This window comes from Cupriavidus sp. 21MJTG02-4, from assembly GCF_057798975.1.
This window is the reverse complement of sequence record NZ_JBYOJP010000001.1, coordinates 411,471-425,931: the sequence shown is the minus strand read 5'-3', so window position 1 is coordinate 425,931 and position 14,461 is coordinate 411,471. Positions and strand designations below refer to the sequence as shown.

Annotated in this window: 15 protein-coding genes; all 15 read left to right on the top strand. The window is 65.0% G+C overall.

From position 1 onward, the window contains the following. Positions 1 to 193: 193 nt before the first annotated feature. The 15 genes from AC3FKH_RS02090 (at position 194) to AC3FKH_RS02020 (ending at position 14,241) form a co-directional block, all read left to right on the top strand. On the top strand, positions 194 to 640 hold the full coding sequence (locus AC3FKH_RS02090; protein ID WP_488672884.1) for a MerR family transcriptional regulator: 447 nt from the start codon (positions 194 to 196) through the stop codon (positions 638 to 640). A gap of 93 nt (positions 641 to 733) precedes the next feature. After that, a complete protein-coding gene (locus tag AC3FKH_RS02085; protein WP_488672510.1) occupies positions 734 to 1,213 on the top strand; it encodes a PaaI family thioesterase in 480 nt (159 codons plus the stop codon). Positions 1,214 to 1,256: 43 nt separating this feature from the next. Beyond that, positions 1,257 to 2,438, top strand: coding sequence for an isovaleryl-CoA dehydrogenase (locus AC3FKH_RS02080; protein ID WP_488672509.1), 1,182 nt, complete (start codon positions 1,257 to 1,259; stop codon positions 2,436 to 2,438). An 89-nt stretch (positions 2,439 to 2,527) separates the two neighbouring features. Further along, positions 2,528 to 4,351, top strand: a complete 1,824-nt coding sequence (gene aceK / locus AC3FKH_RS02075; RefSeq protein WP_488672507.1) for a bifunctional isocitrate dehydrogenase kinase/phosphatase — start codon at positions 2,528 to 2,530, stop codon at positions 4,349 to 4,351. Continuing rightward, a complete protein-coding gene (gene can, locus AC3FKH_RS02070) occupies positions 4,348 to 5,019 on the top strand; it encodes a carbonate dehydratase (protein WP_211946889.1) in 672 nt (223 codons plus the stop codon). Before aceK ends, can begins: the two co-directional genes overlap by 4 nt. Positions 5,020 to 5,072: 53 nt before the next feature. Beyond that, a complete protein-coding gene (locus AC3FKH_RS02065; RefSeq protein WP_488672505.1) occupies positions 5,073 to 6,254 on the top strand; it encodes an acetyl-CoA C-acetyltransferase in 1,182 nt (393 codons plus the stop codon). 97 nt (positions 6,255 to 6,351) lie between these two features. Beyond that, complete coding sequence (locus AC3FKH_RS02060; protein WP_488672503.1) at positions 6,352 to 7,032, top strand: SDR family oxidoreductase; 681 nt, start codon at positions 6,352 to 6,354, stop codon at positions 7,030 to 7,032. Between the two features lie 32 nt (positions 7,033 to 7,064). Continuing rightward, a complete protein-coding gene (locus AC3FKH_RS02055) occupies positions 7,065 to 8,195 on the top strand; it encodes an acyl-CoA dehydrogenase family protein (RefSeq protein ID WP_488672501.1) in 1,131 nt (376 codons plus the stop codon). Between the two features lie 107 nt (positions 8,196 to 8,302). Further along, positions 8,303 to 8,962: a 2-hydroxychromene-2-carboxylate isomerase gene (locus AC3FKH_RS02050; protein WP_488672499.1), complete on the top strand. Its 660-nt coding sequence runs from the start codon at positions 8,303 to 8,305 to the stop codon at positions 8,960 to 8,962. After that, on the top strand, positions 8,959 to 9,666 hold the full coding sequence (locus tag AC3FKH_RS02045) for an HAD family hydrolase (protein ID WP_488672497.1): 708 nt from the start codon (positions 8,959 to 8,961) through the stop codon (positions 9,664 to 9,666). The genes AC3FKH_RS02050 and AC3FKH_RS02045 overlap by 4 nt, the downstream gene beginning before the upstream one ends. Further along, on the top strand, positions 9,663 to 10,094 hold the full coding sequence (locus tag AC3FKH_RS02040; protein WP_488672495.1) for a YchJ family protein: 432 nt from the start codon (positions 9,663 to 9,665) through the stop codon (positions 10,092 to 10,094). The genes AC3FKH_RS02045 and AC3FKH_RS02040 overlap by 4 nt, the downstream gene beginning before the upstream one ends. Then, on the top strand, positions 10,091 to 10,777 hold the full coding sequence (locus AC3FKH_RS02035) for a glutathione S-transferase family protein (protein ID WP_488672493.1): 687 nt from the start codon (positions 10,091 to 10,093) through the stop codon (positions 10,775 to 10,777). The genes AC3FKH_RS02040 and AC3FKH_RS02035 overlap by 4 nt, the downstream gene beginning before the upstream one ends. 74 nt (positions 10,778 to 10,851) lie before the next feature. Continuing rightward, on the top strand, positions 10,852 to 12,459 hold the full coding sequence (locus tag AC3FKH_RS02030) for a carboxyl transferase domain-containing protein (protein WP_488672491.1): 1,608 nt from the start codon (positions 10,852 to 10,854) through the stop codon (positions 12,457 to 12,459). A 33-nt stretch (positions 12,460 to 12,492) separates the two neighbouring features. After that, positions 12,493 to 13,398 (top strand): dienelactone hydrolase family protein, encoded by a 906-nt coding sequence (locus AC3FKH_RS02025; protein ID WP_488672489.1) that lies wholly within the window; start codon positions 12,493 to 12,495, stop codon positions 13,396 to 13,398. A 54-nt stretch (positions 13,399 to 13,452) separates the two neighbouring features. Then, a complete protein-coding gene (locus AC3FKH_RS02020) occupies positions 13,453 to 14,241 on the top strand; it encodes an enoyl-CoA hydratase/isomerase family protein (protein WP_488672487.1) in 789 nt (262 codons plus the stop codon). Positions 14,242 to 14,461 lie beyond the last annotated feature (220 nt).

The following is a 14,461-nucleotide window of genomic DNA, read 5'->3' as shown; positions in this document are numbered from 1 at the left end:
TGCACGCCGGGGGCAGGTGGGGGCTTTCTCTTGTTTGCCGTCATGCCGGGCCAAATCGGCAGGGCATGGCGACGCCGGTTGCCAGTCGCCTGGGTTGACGCTAACGTAAACGTCAATTCGTGCGACGCTTGTCCATCTTAAGCCAAAAGTTGACTTCACAACGAACGACCGTTCACTTTTATTGGGCGCATCCATGGCAGCCACAAACGCTTCTACCGGCCCGGCCACTTATACGATTACCGATCTCGCGCGCGAGTTCGATGTCACGCCGCGCGCCATCCGATTTTATGAGGACCAGGGTCTCCTGTCGCCGGAGCGCACCGGCCCGGGCGGGCGCACGCGCGTCTACAACGGGCGCGAACGTACCCGCCTGAAGCTCACGCTACGCGGCAAAAGGTTGGGGCTTACTCTCAATGAGATCCGCGAGATCCTTGATCTCTACGAGTCTCCGCGCGATAGCGCCCCGCAGCTGGAACGCTTCCTGGATGCGCTGGCCGGCCACCGCGCCGCACTCGAACGCCAGCTTGAAGACCTGCAGGCGCAACTGGCAGAAATCGACCAACATGAAAAGCATTGCAAGGCGCTGTTGGCCGCACAACAGGCACCAGCCGACGGACCGGCCAAACATGAAGCTGCCTGACGCTGCACTTATCGCGCATCTTCGTGTCGCTGTGGATTGACGTTTACGTAAACGTAAATAGAATACGTCGAACTATCTCACCAGGGAGTCGCCATGACGCAGGACCTTGATGCTGCCGCCAGCCCCGTCCAGCCCGAACTGCTGTCTGCGGCCCGGACCGACACCATTGCCAGCAGCTTTGCCCGCCAGGGACTGATGCGCGCCTTTGGCGCCGCCCTGGCCCGCGTCGAACGCGGCGAGGTCGAGATCGCCATGCCGTGGTCCGAGGGCGTGACCCAGCAGCACGGCTTCTTCCATGGCGGCGTCGTCGGTGCGCTGGCCGACAGCGCATGCGGCTATGCCGCGCTGACCATGGTGGGAGAGGGCGAGGCAGGCCTGACCGCCGAGTACAAGATCAACCTGCTGTCCCCGGCACAGGGCGAACGCCTGATCGCCGTGGGGCGCGTGCTCAAGCCCGGCCGCACGCTGATCGTGGCGCAGGGCGATGTTTTCGTCGAGCAGCAGGGCCGCCGCAAGCTCGTTGCGACCATGCTGATGACGCTTTGCGTGGTACGCACGCTCGAACACGTCTGACGCGCACATTGCGACGCCAGCAAGCTTCCAACCGGAGACCATCATGACCGAACTCCCTGGCCTGAAATTCGACCTGGGCGAAGACATCGAGATGCTGCGCGGCGCCGTGCGCGACTGGGCCCAGGCGGAACTGGCCCCGCGCGCCGGCGAGATCGACCGCACCGACCAGTTCCCCATGGACGCCTGGAAGAAGATGGGCGACCTTGGCGTGCTCGGCATCACCGTGGCGGAAGAGTATGGCGGTGCCAACATGGGCTACCTCGCACACATGGTGGCGATGGAGGAAATCAGCCGTGCCTCGGCTTCGGTCGGCCTGTCCTACGGTGCGCATTCGAACCTGTGCGTGAACCAGATCCACCGCAACGGCAGCGCCGCGCAGAAGGCCAGGTACCTGCCGAAACTGGTATCGGGCGAATGGATTGGCGCACTGGCCATGAGCGAACCCAATGCCGGCTCCGACGTCGTCAGCATGAAGCTGCGCGCCGATTTCAAGGGCGACCGCTTTGTGCTCAACGGCACCAAGATGTGGATCACCAACGGCCCTGACTGCGACGTGCTGGTGGTGTATGCGAAGACCGAACCGGACCTGGGCGCGCGCGGCATGACCGCCTTCATCGTCGAGAAGGGCATGAAGGGCTTCTCGGTGGCGCAAAAGCTGGACAAGCTCGGCATGCGCGGCTCGCATACCGGCGAGCTGGTGTTCGAGGATGTGGAAGTGCCGGTCGAGAACATCCTCGGCGGCGAGAACAGCGGTGCCAAGGTGCTGATGAGCGGCCTGGACTACGAACGTGCCGTACTGTCAGGTGGGCCGGTCGGCATCATGCAGGCGTGCATGGACGTGGTGACGCCGTATATCCACGATCGCAAGCAGTTCGGCCAGAGCATCGGCGAATTCCAGCTGATCCAGGGCAAGGTGGCCGATATGTACACCACGCTGCAGGCGGCGCGCAGCTACCTGTACACGGTGGGCAAGAACCTCGACTCGATCGGTGCCGAGCACGTGCGCCAAGTGCGCAAGGACTGCGCGGCGGTGATCCTCTACACGGCTGAAAAAGCCACGTGGATGGCTGGCGAGACCGTACAGATCCTGGGTGGCAATGGCTATATCAACGAATACCCGGCAGGGCGGCTGTGGCGCGATGCCAAGCTGTACGAGATCGGCGCCGGGACTTCGGAGATCCGGCGGATGCTGATCGGTCGGGAGTTGTTTGCCGAGACGATGTGATTTTTGGGGCGCTCGTCTCGCGCCCCAAATCGAGCCTCAAAACCCATTTACAATGCCACCAGCCCCCGCCCTACCGTCCACCCCGTCCCATGTCCCACTTTCCCAAACTGCTCTCTTCGCAGATTGCCTTCGACGTGGCGCGGACCATGCTGGACGGGTTCGACAAGCATTACCGGCTGTTCCGCGAGGTCAGCCACCAGGCCAAGGTGAAGTTCGAGGCGGGCGACTGGCTGGGCCTGCAACAGATCCAGCGCGATCGCATTGATTTCTACAACGAGCGCGTGCGCGAGACCAGCGTGTTTCTCGAAGACGAGTACGACGCCGAGAATATCGAGGACGAGATCTGGCAGCAGATCAAGCTGCACTACATCGGGCTGCTGACCAACCACCACCAGCCCGAACTGGCCGAGACCTTCTTCAACTCCGTCTGCACGCGCCTGCTGCACCGCTCGTACTTCAACAACGACTTCATCTTCGTGCGCCCGGCCATCTCGACCGAGTACATCGAGAACGAGGAGTCGCCGATCAAGCCGACGTTCCGCGCCTACTATCCGGGCAGCCGCCACGGCATGGCGGATTGCTTCGAGCGCATCGTTCACAACTACCAGCTCGAGCGGCCGTTCGAGGACCTGCGGCGCGATATCGGCTACGTGGTCAGCACCGTCGAGGAGCATTTCGGCGATGCGCGCATCGCGCCGAATTTCCAGATCCACGTGCTGTCGTCGCTGTTCTTCCGTAACAAGACGGCTTTCATCATCGGCCGCATCCTGAACGCCGACCGCACCTATCCGCTGGCGATCCCGATCGTGCACGGGGCGTCGGGCAAGCTGGTGCTCGATGCGGTGCTGCTGAAGAAGCTGCAGGTGATGATCCTGTTCTCCTTCACGCACTCGTACTTCATGGTCGACATGGAAATTCCGTCGGCCTACGTGACGTTCCTGCGCGACATCATGCCGCGCAAGCCGCGCGCGGAGATCTATACCTCGCTGGGTTTGCAGAAGCAGGGCAAGAACCTGTTCTACCGGGATTTCCTGCACCACCTGCAGCACTCGTCCGACAAGTTCATCAGCGCGCCGGGAATCAAGGGGCTGGTGATGCTGGTATTCACGCTGCCGTCGTACCCGTACGTGTTCAAGGTGATCAAGGACTTTTATCCGGCGCCGAAAGAGACCACGCGCGCGCTGATCCAGTCCAAGTACCAGCTCGTCAAGCAGCATGACCGCGTCGGCCGCATGGCCGATACGCTGGAATATTCGAACGTGGCCTTCCCGTTGTCGCGTTTCGATGACGAGCTGGTGCGCGAACTCGAACACCATGCGCCGTCGATGATCGAGTATCAGCGCGCCAAGGATGGCGCCGAGGAAATCGTGGTGCGGCACGTCTATATCGAGCGCCGCATGACGCCGCTGAACCTGTGGCTGCAGGAAGGCACGGACGAGCAGGTGGAGCACGGCGTGATCGAGTACGGCAATGCCATCAAGGAACTGATCGCCGCGAATATCTTCCCTGGCGATATGCTGTATAAAAACTTTGGCGTAACGCGCCATGGCCGCGTGGTGTTCTACGATTACGACGAGATCGAGTACTTCACCGACTGCAACGTGCGCCACGTGCCAGAGCCGCGCAACGAAGAGGAGGAGATGTCGGGCGAACCCTGGTACACCGTGCGTCCGCACGACATTTTCCCCGAGACCTTCCGCACCTTCCTGCTGGGCAACCCGCGCGTGCGCGAGCCATTCCTGCGTCATCACGAGGATTTATTCGACCCTGCCATGTGGCAGGGCCACAAGGACCGGCTGCTGGCCGGACAAGTTCATGACTTCTTTGCCTATCCCATCTCCGAACGTTTCATCCACCGCTATGGCACCGGACATAGCGCGCCTGTCGCCGGCATTGCAAGGAGAGTCGCATGAGTGACGCCATCGCCCAGCTGTTCCGCAACAACCGCGACTGGGTCGACCGCGTCAATGCGGAAGACCCGACGTTCTTCATGCGCCTGGCCAACCAGCAGGCACCTGAATACCTGTGGATCGGTTGCTCCGACTCGCGCGTGCCCGCCAACCAGATCCTGGGCCTGGCGCCGGGCGAGGTGTTCGTCCACCGTAATATCGCCAACGTGATCGCGCACAGCGACCTGAACGCGCTCTCGGTGATCCAGTTCGCAGTGGAAGTGCTCAAGGTGCGCCACATCACGGTCGTGGGCCACTACGGCTGCGGCGGCGTGAAGGTCGCGCTCAAGCGCGAGCGCATTGGCCTGGCCGACAACTGGCTGCGCCATGTGCGCGACGTGGCCGACAAGCACGAGGCCTACCTCGGCACCATCCTGCGCGAGGACGACGCCCACACGCGCCTGTGCGAGCTGAACGTGATCGAGCAGGTCAACAATGTTTGCCAGACCACCGTGCTGCAGGACGCATGGGCACGCGGTCAGGACGTGACCGTGCACGGCTGGGTCTACGGCGTGTCAGACGGCCTGCTGCGTGACCTCGGCATGGCCGCCAGCAACAACGACGAGCTGCACGAGCAGCTGGCCGCCGCCTATCGCCAGTTCGGCGACCCGCCGCAGGCGTCGATCCGCTGATCGCGGCCGCCAACACAACACGATTCGCGCATACCGATACCAGGAGAACAGACATGCAAGACCCGATCGTCATCGTTTCCGCCGCCCGTACCCCCATGGCGGCATTCCAGGGTGAATTCGCGTCGCTGACCGCGCCGCAGCTCGGTGCCGTTGCGATTCGCGCAGCGGTCGAACGCGCCGGCATCAAGCCGGAGCAGGTCGAGGAAGTGGTGTTCGGCTGCGTGCTGCCCGCCGGCCAGGGCCAGGCCCCGGCGCGCCAGGCGGCACTCGGCGCGGGACTGCCGCTCGGCGTTGGCTGTACCACGGTCAACAAGATGTGCGGCTCGGGCATGCGCGCGGCCATGAACGTTTATGACGGCCTGGTGGCCGGCTCGTTCGACATCGCCGTTGCCGGCGGCATGGAAAGCATGACCAATGCGCCGTACCTGATCCCGAAGGGCCGTGGCGGCTACCGCATCGGCCACGGCATGATCTATGACCACATGATGCTGGATGGCCTGGAAGATGCCTACGACAAGGGCCGCGCCATGGGCACCTTCGGCGAGGACTGCGTTGCCAAGTACGGCTTCACGCGCGAGCAGCAGGACGCCTTCGCGATCGAAAGCGTGCGCCGCGCGCAGCAGGCCACCGAGTCGGGCGATTTCCGCTGGGAGATCGCCCCGGTCACCGTCTCGGGCAAGGGCGGCGACACCGTCATCGATACCGACGAAGGCCCGCGCCGCATCAAGCTCGACAAGATTCCCACGCTGAAGCCCGCGTTCGCCAAGGACGGCACCATCACGGCGGCATCGTCGTCGTCGATCAACGACGGCGCCTCGGCGCTGGTGATGATGCGCGAATCCACCGCGAAGAAGCTCGGCCTGCAGCCGATCGCGCGCATGCTGGGCCACACCACGCACGCGCAGGCGCCGGGCTGGTTCACCACCGCGCCGGTGGAAGCCATGGCCAAGCTCTACCGCAAGCTCGACTGGACCACCGACAGCGTCGACCTGTTCGAGATCAACGAGGCCTTTGCCGTGGTGCCGATGGCCGCCATGCACGACCTGAAGATCCCGCGCGAGAAGGTGAATATCCACGGCGGCGCCTGCGCGCTGGGCCACCCGATCGGCGCTTCGGGCGCACGCATCATGACCACGCTGATCGGCGCGCTGCGCAAGACCGGCGGCAAGCGCGGCGTGGCCAGCTTGTGCATTGGCGGTGGCGAGGCGACAGCGGTGGGGATCGAGATCGTCTGACGCGTTCGATCGCTTCCACCGGTTCCTCCCCTCTCCCGCCCGCGGGAGAGGGGAGGAACCCCAAAACAATCGATGAACCCTTGCCAGGAGCCCAGCCATGCCAACCGCACTCATCCTCGGTGCCTCGCGCGGCATCGGTCTCGAATTCGTCCGCCAGTACCGTGCCGACGGCTGGCGCGTCATCGCGGCGGCGCGCACGCCTGAGGGCGTCGCCGCGCTGAAGGCGCTGGGCGCCGAAGCCCACCAGGCCGACCTGACCGATGCCGGCGCCGTGGCCGGACTGGGCTGGAAGCTCGATGGCGAATCGTTCGATGTGGCCATCTACAACGCCGGCGTGATGGGCACGCGCACCGAAGGCGCGCAGCCGGTCACGCGCGAGGATTTCGACCACGTCATGCACGTCAACGTGCTCGGCCCCATGATGGCGCTGCCGCTCGTGCTGCCCTATGTCGAGACCGGCCTGGGCGGCCACGGCGGCGTGCTGGCGGTGCTGTCCTCGCGCATGGGCAGCATCGGCTCCATGGACAGCAATGGCAGCTGGCTGTATCGCGTCAGCAAGGCGGGCGTCAATGCGGCGCTCAAGGCGGTCTCGCTCGACGCGCGCCACGCCACCTGCGTGGCGCTTCATCCGGGCTGGGTGCAGACCGACATGGGCGGCAAGGCGGCGGACATCACGCCGCCGCAGAGCGTGAAGGGCATGCGCCAGCTGCTGGCCGGGTTAAAACGCCGCGACAACGGCAGCTTCTTCAACTACGACGGCACCCCCATCCCCTGGTAAGCGCGGGCCGGACTCACTCATACAGAAACGACATGCTGCTGACATCCGAACAGGAAATGATCCGCGACGCCGTGCGCCAGTTTGCGCAGGAGGTGATCGCGCCGCAGGCCGCGCAGTGGGACCGCGACAAGACCTTCCCCAAGGACGTGCATCGCGAACTCGCGGCGCTGGGCGCCTACGGCGTGGCGGTGCCGGAACAGTATGGCGGCGCGGGCCTCGACTACCTGTCGCTGGCGCTGATCCTGGAGGAAATCGCCGCGGGCGACGGCGGCACCTCGACCGTCATCAGCGTCAACAACTGCCCGGTCTGCAGCATGCTGATGGCGTTTGCCAATGAAGCGCAGAAGCAGCAATGGCTGGTGCCGCTCGCGCGCGGCGAAATGCTTGGCGCGTTTTGCCTGACCGAGCCGCACGTGGGCTCGGACGCCGCGGCGCTGCGTACCACCGCCGTGCGCGATGGCGATCACTACGTGCTCAACGGCGTCAAACAGTTCATCACCAGCGGCCAGAATGCCGACGTGGCCATCGTCATGGCCGTGACCGACAAGGCCGCCGGCAAGCGCGGCATCAGTGCGTTCCTGGTGCCCACCAGCACCCCCGGCTATGTGGTGGCGCGCATCGAAGACAAGCTCGGCCAGCATTCGTCGGACACCGCGCAGATCCTGTTCGAGGATTGCCGCGTGCCGGCCGCCAACCTGCTCGGCGACGAAGGCGCGGGCTACAAGATGGCGCTGTCGGGGCTGGAAGGCGGCCGCATCGGCATTGCCTCGCAGAGCATCGGCATGGCGCGCGCGGCGTTCGATGCAGCGCTGGCCTACGCCAAGGAACGCGAGAGCTTCGGCCAGCCTCTGTTCCAGCACCAGGCCGTGCAGTTCCGCCTGGCCGAGATGGCCACGCGCATCGACGTGGCCCGCCAGATGATCTGGCACGCGGCCTCGCTCAAGGATGCCGGCCGGCCCTGCCTGAAAGAAGCGGCCATGGCCAAGCTGTTTGCCAGCGAGATCGCGGAGAAGGTCTGTTCGGATGCGATCCAGGTTTTCGGCGGCTATGGCTACGTCAGCGATTTCCCGGTCGAGCGCATCTATCGCGACGTGCGCGTGTGCCAGATCTACGAAGGCACCAGCGACATCCAGAAGATCCTGATCGCGCGCGCCCTGGCGTAGCCGCGGCGCGCCGACACGCGTACCATGGGGCTTGGGAAGCACGGCCAGGCGTCCTGGAGGCTTCCCCGAGCCATCCGACCATCCACCACGACCAAGGGCCCCCGACCATGACCGCTGCGATCGACTTCTACTTTGATTTCTCGTCGCCGTATGGCTACTTCGCCAGTACGCGTATCGACGAGCTGGCGCAGAAGTACGGTCGCTTCGTGGCCTGGCATCCGATCCTGCTCGGGGTGGTGTTCAAGACCACCGGCTCCTCGCCGTTGCCGCAGATCCCGCTCAAGGGCGAATACTGCTGGCGCGACTTCGAGCGCAGCGCGCACTTTCACGGCATCGAATACAAGCGTCCGACACACTTCCCCCTGCCGACCACGCATGCCGCGCGTGCCATGCTGTGGCTGCAGAACCACCACGGCGCGGATGTCGCCACGGCGTTTGCCAAGTCGGTGTACCACGCGCTGTTCGTGGACGACATCAACATCGCCGAGCCGGCCGAGATCTCGAAGCTGGCCGAACCCCTTGGCGTGGACGTGCATGCCATGGATGCCGGCGCGACCGGCTACCAGATCAAGGACCAGCTCAAGGCCGAGATCGAGGTCGCCATGGCCAAGGGCGTGTTCGGCTCGCCATTCGTCATCATCGACGGCGAGCCGTTCTGGGGCTTCGACCGTTTCAACCAGATCGAAGACCACCTGAAGCGCGATCGCCAGACCGAGCTGCGCGCCGTGAGCAGCGTGGATAGCAACAAGGAAAAGAAACCCGCATGACTGCAGCAGACCGGGCCGTGAATGGCCCAACCTCCGGCCCATCGTCGCGTTTTGATTGTGTGATCTTCGACTGCGACGGCGTGCTGGTCGACAGCGAGCCGATCGTCAACCGCTTGCTCAACGAAATGCTCAACGAGCTTGGCATTGCCATCTCGCTCGAGGATTCGACCAAGTGGTTCCTGGGGCGTGCCGTGCGCGAAGAGCTCGGCAATATCGAGCGCAGGCGCGGCGCGCCGTTGCCGGAGAACTGGCTGTCGCAATGGTTTGTGCGGCGCAACCAGGTGCTGGAGGCCGAAGTGCAGAGCGTGCCCTACGTGCGCGAAGCGGTATCCGCGATTGCCGCGACCGGCATGCCGGTGTGCGTTGCATCGGGCGCGGACCGCGTCAAGGTCAAGCTGCAGCTCACGCGCACGGGTCTGGTGGAGCTGTTCCAGCAGGACGAGCGCGAGCATATCTTTTCCGCCACCGAAGTGGAGCGCAGCAAGCCGGCACCGGACGTGTACCTGCTCGCCGCCCGCACCATGGGCGTCGAGCCGTCGCGCTGTGCGGTGGTGGAAGACAGCCCGACCGGCATCACTGCTGGCGTGGCAGCGGGCATGACCGTGTTCGGCTATGCAGCGCGCAACGATCCTGCACTGATGCGCGAAGCCGGCGCCCACCATCTGTTTACTGACATGCGCGAACTGGCGGAGTTGCTGGGATGAGCGCGAAGCGACCGCCCCGCGCCACCGCCGCGCCGTGCCCCTGTGGCCTCGGCGCGGACTATGCCGCATGCTGCGGCCGCTATCACCGCGGCGAAGCCGTGCCGCCCAATGCCGAGTCGCTGATGCGCTCGCGCTATACCGCGTATGTCATGGGCAATATGGATTGGTTGCGGCAGACCTGGCACACGTCCACGTGCCCGGCCGACCTGGCGCCGGATACGGGCACGCGCTGGCTGGGTCTCGCCATCAAGGCTCATTCCCAGCAGGACGATACGCATGCCGAAGTGGAATTCGTGGCGCGCTACAAGGTGGGCGGGCGCGCGTGGCGGCTGCATGAGCGCAGCCGGTTCGTGCGCGAGCCGCGCGCGGCCGGCGAGGCGCCGGTGTGGCTGTATGTGGATGGCGACATGATCGGGGAGGCGTCATGAGCGACGAAGCGAAGACGTCCGGCGAAACGCCGGAATACCTGCTGTACTGCTTTGCCCAGTCCGGCAATGCCTACAAGGTGGCACTGCTGCTGGAGACCGTCAGCGCGCAACGCGACCGGCCGTTGTGGCAGCCGCGCTTTGTCGATTACTTCAACGGCGAGACGCGCACGCCGGAGTACCGCGCCATCAATGTCATGGGCGAGGTGCCGGTGCTGGAGTTCGGCGGGCAACGCCTGTCCCAGTCGGGCGTGATCCTCGAAACGCTGGCATCGCGCCTCGATGCCTACGGTGCCGCCAACGAGGCCGAGCGCGCCGAAGTCCTGCGCTGGCTGCTGTTCGACAATCACAAGTTTACGTCGTACACCGCCACGTATCGCTTCCTGCGCGCGCTGACCGCATCGCCGGACCCTGCGGTGCTGCAGTTCTTCCGCACGCGCTGCGAAGGCGCATGGAGCGTGCTGAACGCGCAGCTGGCCGGCCGCAGCTTCGTCACCGGCGAGCATGCGACCATCGCGGATTTCTCGCTGGCGGGCTATGTGTTCTTCGACGACGAGATCGGCGTGCACTGGCGCAAGGAGTATCCGCACATCCACGCGTGGACCGAGCGCATGCGCGCGCTGCCGGGGTGGAAGCATCCGTATGACCTGATGCCCGGGCATCCGCTGCCCAAGCGCAGCGGCTGACGCTGGCAGGCGGCGATCCTGACGCGAAAGATTTCGAGCAACCAAGCGGCAAGAGACCGGAAAGAGACCTCAACATGCCCACGCTGGAAACCAAACTCAACGCGCGTTCCGAATCGTTCAAGGCCAACGCCGAAGCCATGCGGGCGCTGGTGGCCGACCTCAAGGCCAAGGTGGCGAAGCTGGCCGAAGGCGGCGGTGATGCCGCGCGCGACAAGCACCTGTCGCGCGGCAAGCTGCTGCCGCGTGATCGCGTGCAGCAACTGCTGGATCCGGGCACGCCGTTCCTGGAGCTGTCGCAGCTAGCGGCATACGACATGTACGACAATGCCGCGCCAGGCGCCGGCATCATCACCGGCATCGGTCGCGTGGCCGGGCAGGAATGCGTGATCGTCTGCAACGACGCGACGGTCAAGGGCGGCACCTACTACCCGATGACGGTCAAGAAGCATGTGCGCGCGCAGGAGATAGCCGAGGAAAACAACCTGCCTTGCATCTACCTGGTGGACTCGGGCGGCGCCAACCTGCCGAACCAGGACGAAGTGTTCCCCGATCGCGACCACTTCGGCCGCATCTTCTACAACCAGGCCAACCTGTCGAAGCAGGGCATCCCGCAGATCGCGGTGGTGATGGGCTCGTGCACGGCCGGCGGCGCCTACGTGCCGGCGATGAGCGACGAGTCGATCATCGTCAAGAACCAGGGCACCATCTTCCTCGCCGGCCCGCCGCTGGTGAAGGCCGCAACAGGTGAGGTGGTCAGCGCCGAGGACCTTGGCGGTGCCGATGTCCATACGCGCCTCTCGGGCGTGGCCGACTATTTCGCGCAGAACGATCATCACGCGCTGTCGCTGGCGCGCAATATCGTGGGGCACCTGAACCGGCGCAAGCCCGACCAGATCCGCCTGCATGAGCCGGCCGAACCGCTGTATCCGGTGGAAGAGCTGTACGGCGTGATCCCGACCGACACACGCAAGCCGTTCGACGTGCGCGAGGTCATCTCGCGCATCGTCGATGGCTCCGAGTTCGACGAGTTCAAGGCGCGCTACGGCACCACGCTGGTATGCGGTTTCGCACGCATCTGGGGCTACCCGGTCGGCATCGTGGCCAACAACGGCATCCTGTTCTCGGAAGCGGCGCTCAAGGGCGCGCACTTCATCGAACTCTGCTGCCAGCGCAAGATTCCGCTGGTGTTCCTGCAGAACATCACCGGCTTCATGGTGGGCCGCAAATACGAGAACGAAGGCATTGCGCGCAACGGCGCCAAGATGGTGACGGCCGTGGCGACGGCGCAGGTGCCGAAGTTCACCGTGATCATCGGCGGCTCGTTCGGTGCCGGCAACTACGGCATGTGCGGCCGCGCGTATTCGCCGCGCTTCCTGTGGATGTGGCCGAACGCGCGCATCTCGGTGATGGGCGGCGAGCAGGCCGCGAGCGTGCTGGCGACCGTGCGCCGCGATGGCATCGAGGCGAAGGGCGGCCAGTGGAGCCAGGAAGAGGAAGAGGCATTCAAGCAGCCGATCCGCGACCAGTACGAGCACCAGGGCCACCCCTACTACGCGAGCGCGCGGCTGTGGGACGACGGCGTGATCGACCCGGCGCAGACGCGCACGGTGCTCGGGCTGGGCCTGTCGGCCAGCCTGAACGCGCCGATCGACGATATGAAGTTCGGCGTGTTCCGCATGTAAGGGAGCTGGCCATACGCGCCGTACGTCACCGTCATGGGTTGTCCTGCCTTTTTGCTTCGATGTCTCGCCGCACTGCAAGTGCTGGGGCTGCTGCTGTATGCGCCGGCCGTGGCGCAGGCCCAGCCACCGGGCACTGCGCAAAGCGCACCGGCGACGCGCGTCCGTTTTTCGGAGCAGGTGGTGCTGGTGCCCAAGGCGGCTTCGCCGTTCCGCGTTGACCTCGAAGCCACGGTATTCCGTCCGTCCGGCGAAGGGCCGTTCCCGCTGGTCGTCATCAACCACGGCAAGTCGCCCGGCAAGCCGGTCTTCCAGGGGCGTGCGCGCTTCCCGGCGCAGACCGTGGAGTTCCTGCGCCGCGGCTACGTCGTGGTGCTGCCGATGCGCCAGGGCTTCGCACGCTCGGGCGGGCCGTACATCGGCGGTAGCTGCAATATCGAGATCAACGGACTGCAGCAGGCCGAGGACGTGGTCGCCGCGCTGGATTACATGGTCAGCCAGCCTTACGTCGACAAGGACCGCATCGTGGTCATTGGCCAGTCGCATGGCGGCCTGACGACCATGGCGTTCAGCACCATCTCCTATCCCGGCGTGCTCGGCGTGGTCAATTTCGCAGGCGGCCTGCGCAACCTGAGCTGTCCGGACTGGGAGGACAAGCTGATCGAGACGTTCGGCGACTATGGCAAGGACGCGCGCTATCCTTCGCTGTGGATCTACGGCGACAACGACAGCTACTGGCCCGCACCGCTGCCCGACCGCATGTTCAACGCCTACAAGGCCAGCGCGAAAGGGGCCGCAGCCGATGCGCGCATGGTTGACGTCGGCGAGTTCGCCGGCGATTCGCACCGACTGTTCAGCGCGCGTGAAGGCATTCCCCTCTGGCTGCCGGAAGTCGGCGCCTTCTTTCGATCGCTTGGCCTGCCGTTCGAGAACGGTTCCTGATCCGGCGCCCGCGCTTCCCGCGGGCCTGCATCCCCATTCCATCCGGAGCGCAACATGAACTTCACCACGCTTACCGTCAACGTTGCCAGCCACATCGCCACCGTCACGCTGAACCGGCCCGATGTGCGCAACGCCTTCAATGAGACCGTCATTGCCGAACTGACCGGCGCCTTCCGCGCGCTCGGCGACATGGACGGGGTGCGGGCCATCGTGCTCGCCGGCAACGGGCCGGCATTCTGCGCGGGCGCGGACCTGAACTGGATGAAGAAGATGGCCGGCTACTCGGAGGACGAGAACCGGGCCGACGCGCTGACGCTCGCGCAGATGCTGCATACCATCTGGTCGTGTCCGCGGCCGGTGATTGCGCGGATCCAGGGCGATACCTATGCCGGGGGCGTGGGGCTGGTCGCTGCATGTGATATCGCCGTGGCGGCGGAGCATGCGCATTTCTGCCTCTCCGAAGCGCGGCTTGGCCTGCTGCCGGCGACGATCAGCCCGTATGTGATTCGCGCCATGGGGGAGCAGGCGTCGCGGCGTTACTTCATTACCGCCGAGCGGTTTGATGCGGCCGAAGCGCTTCGGTTGGGCTTTGTGCACGCGGTGGTGCCTGCCGAGGCGTTGGATGCCAAGATTGGCGAGATCGCCGCGGCGCTGGTTGCCAACAGTCCTAACGCCGTGCGTGAAAGCAAGCGGCTGGTGCAGGAGGTTGCGGGGCGGGTCATCGACAACGACTTGCTGGCCGACACGGCGGACCGGATTGCGAAGATCCGGGCCTCGGCGGAAGGGAAGGAGGGGGTGAGGTCGTTTCTGGAGAAGCGGTCGCCGTCGTGGCGGCCGGCTTGAAACTGGCTTCCAGCTACGCGCTTGTTTGCTCCCCTCTCCCGCCGTGCGGGAGAGGGGAGCCACGCCGCAGCATGCGAAATCCCATCTCAGCAAAAAAAGCCTTCAACAACTTGCGTGGAGATCGCCGCACGCTGGCGACAAGAATAAGGCTTCGCCCTCATAAAATCGGCTAAATTCTCTCAACCCGCCGTCAACTCAGAAAACCCGCCGCCATTGCCAA

Excerpts from the sequence above, each read along its gene's own strand:
- AC3FKH_RS02090 (WP_488672884.1), top strand. The coding sequence starts at position 194 with ATGGCAGCCACAAACGCTTCTACCGGCCCGGCCACTTATACGATTACC.
- AC3FKH_RS02085 (WP_488672510.1), top strand. The coding sequence starts at position 734 with ATGACGCAGGACCTTGATGCTGCCGCCAGCCCCGTCCAGCCCGAACTG.
- AC3FKH_RS02080 (WP_488672509.1), top strand. The coding sequence starts at position 1,257 with ATGACCGAACTCCCTGGCCTGAAATTCGACCTGGGCGAAGACATCGAG.
- aceK (WP_488672507.1), top strand. The coding sequence starts at position 2,528 with ATGTCCCACTTTCCCAAACTGCTCTCTTCGCAGATTGCCTTCGACGTG.
- can (WP_211946889.1), top strand. The coding sequence starts at position 4,348 with ATGAGTGACGCCATCGCCCAGCTGTTCCGCAACAACCGCGACTGGGTC.
- AC3FKH_RS02065 (WP_488672505.1), top strand. The coding sequence starts at position 5,073 with ATGCAAGACCCGATCGTCATCGTTTCCGCCGCCCGTACCCCCATGGCG.
- AC3FKH_RS02060 (WP_488672503.1), top strand. The coding sequence starts at position 6,352 with ATGCCAACCGCACTCATCCTCGGTGCCTCGCGCGGCATCGGTCTCGAA.
- AC3FKH_RS02055 (WP_488672501.1), top strand. The coding sequence starts at position 7,065 with ATGCTGCTGACATCCGAACAGGAAATGATCCGCGACGCCGTGCGCCAG.
- AC3FKH_RS02050 (WP_488672499.1), top strand. The coding sequence starts at position 8,303 with ATGACCGCTGCGATCGACTTCTACTTTGATTTCTCGTCGCCGTATGGC.
- AC3FKH_RS02045 (WP_488672497.1), top strand. The coding sequence starts at position 8,959 with ATGACTGCAGCAGACCGGGCCGTGAATGGCCCAACCTCCGGCCCATCG.
- AC3FKH_RS02040 (WP_488672495.1), top strand. The coding sequence starts at position 9,663 with ATGAGCGCGAAGCGACCGCCCCGCGCCACCGCCGCGCCGTGCCCCTGT.
- AC3FKH_RS02035 (WP_488672493.1), top strand. The coding sequence starts at position 10,091 with ATGAGCGACGAAGCGAAGACGTCCGGCGAAACGCCGGAATACCTGCTG.
- AC3FKH_RS02030 (WP_488672491.1), top strand. The coding sequence starts at position 10,852 with ATGCCCACGCTGGAAACCAAACTCAACGCGCGTTCCGAATCGTTCAAG.
- AC3FKH_RS02025 (WP_488672489.1), top strand. The coding sequence starts at position 12,493 with ATGGGTTGTCCTGCCTTTTTGCTTCGATGTCTCGCCGCACTGCAAGTG.
- AC3FKH_RS02020 (WP_488672487.1), top strand. The coding sequence starts at position 13,453 with ATGAACTTCACCACGCTTACCGTCAACGTTGCCAGCCACATCGCCACC.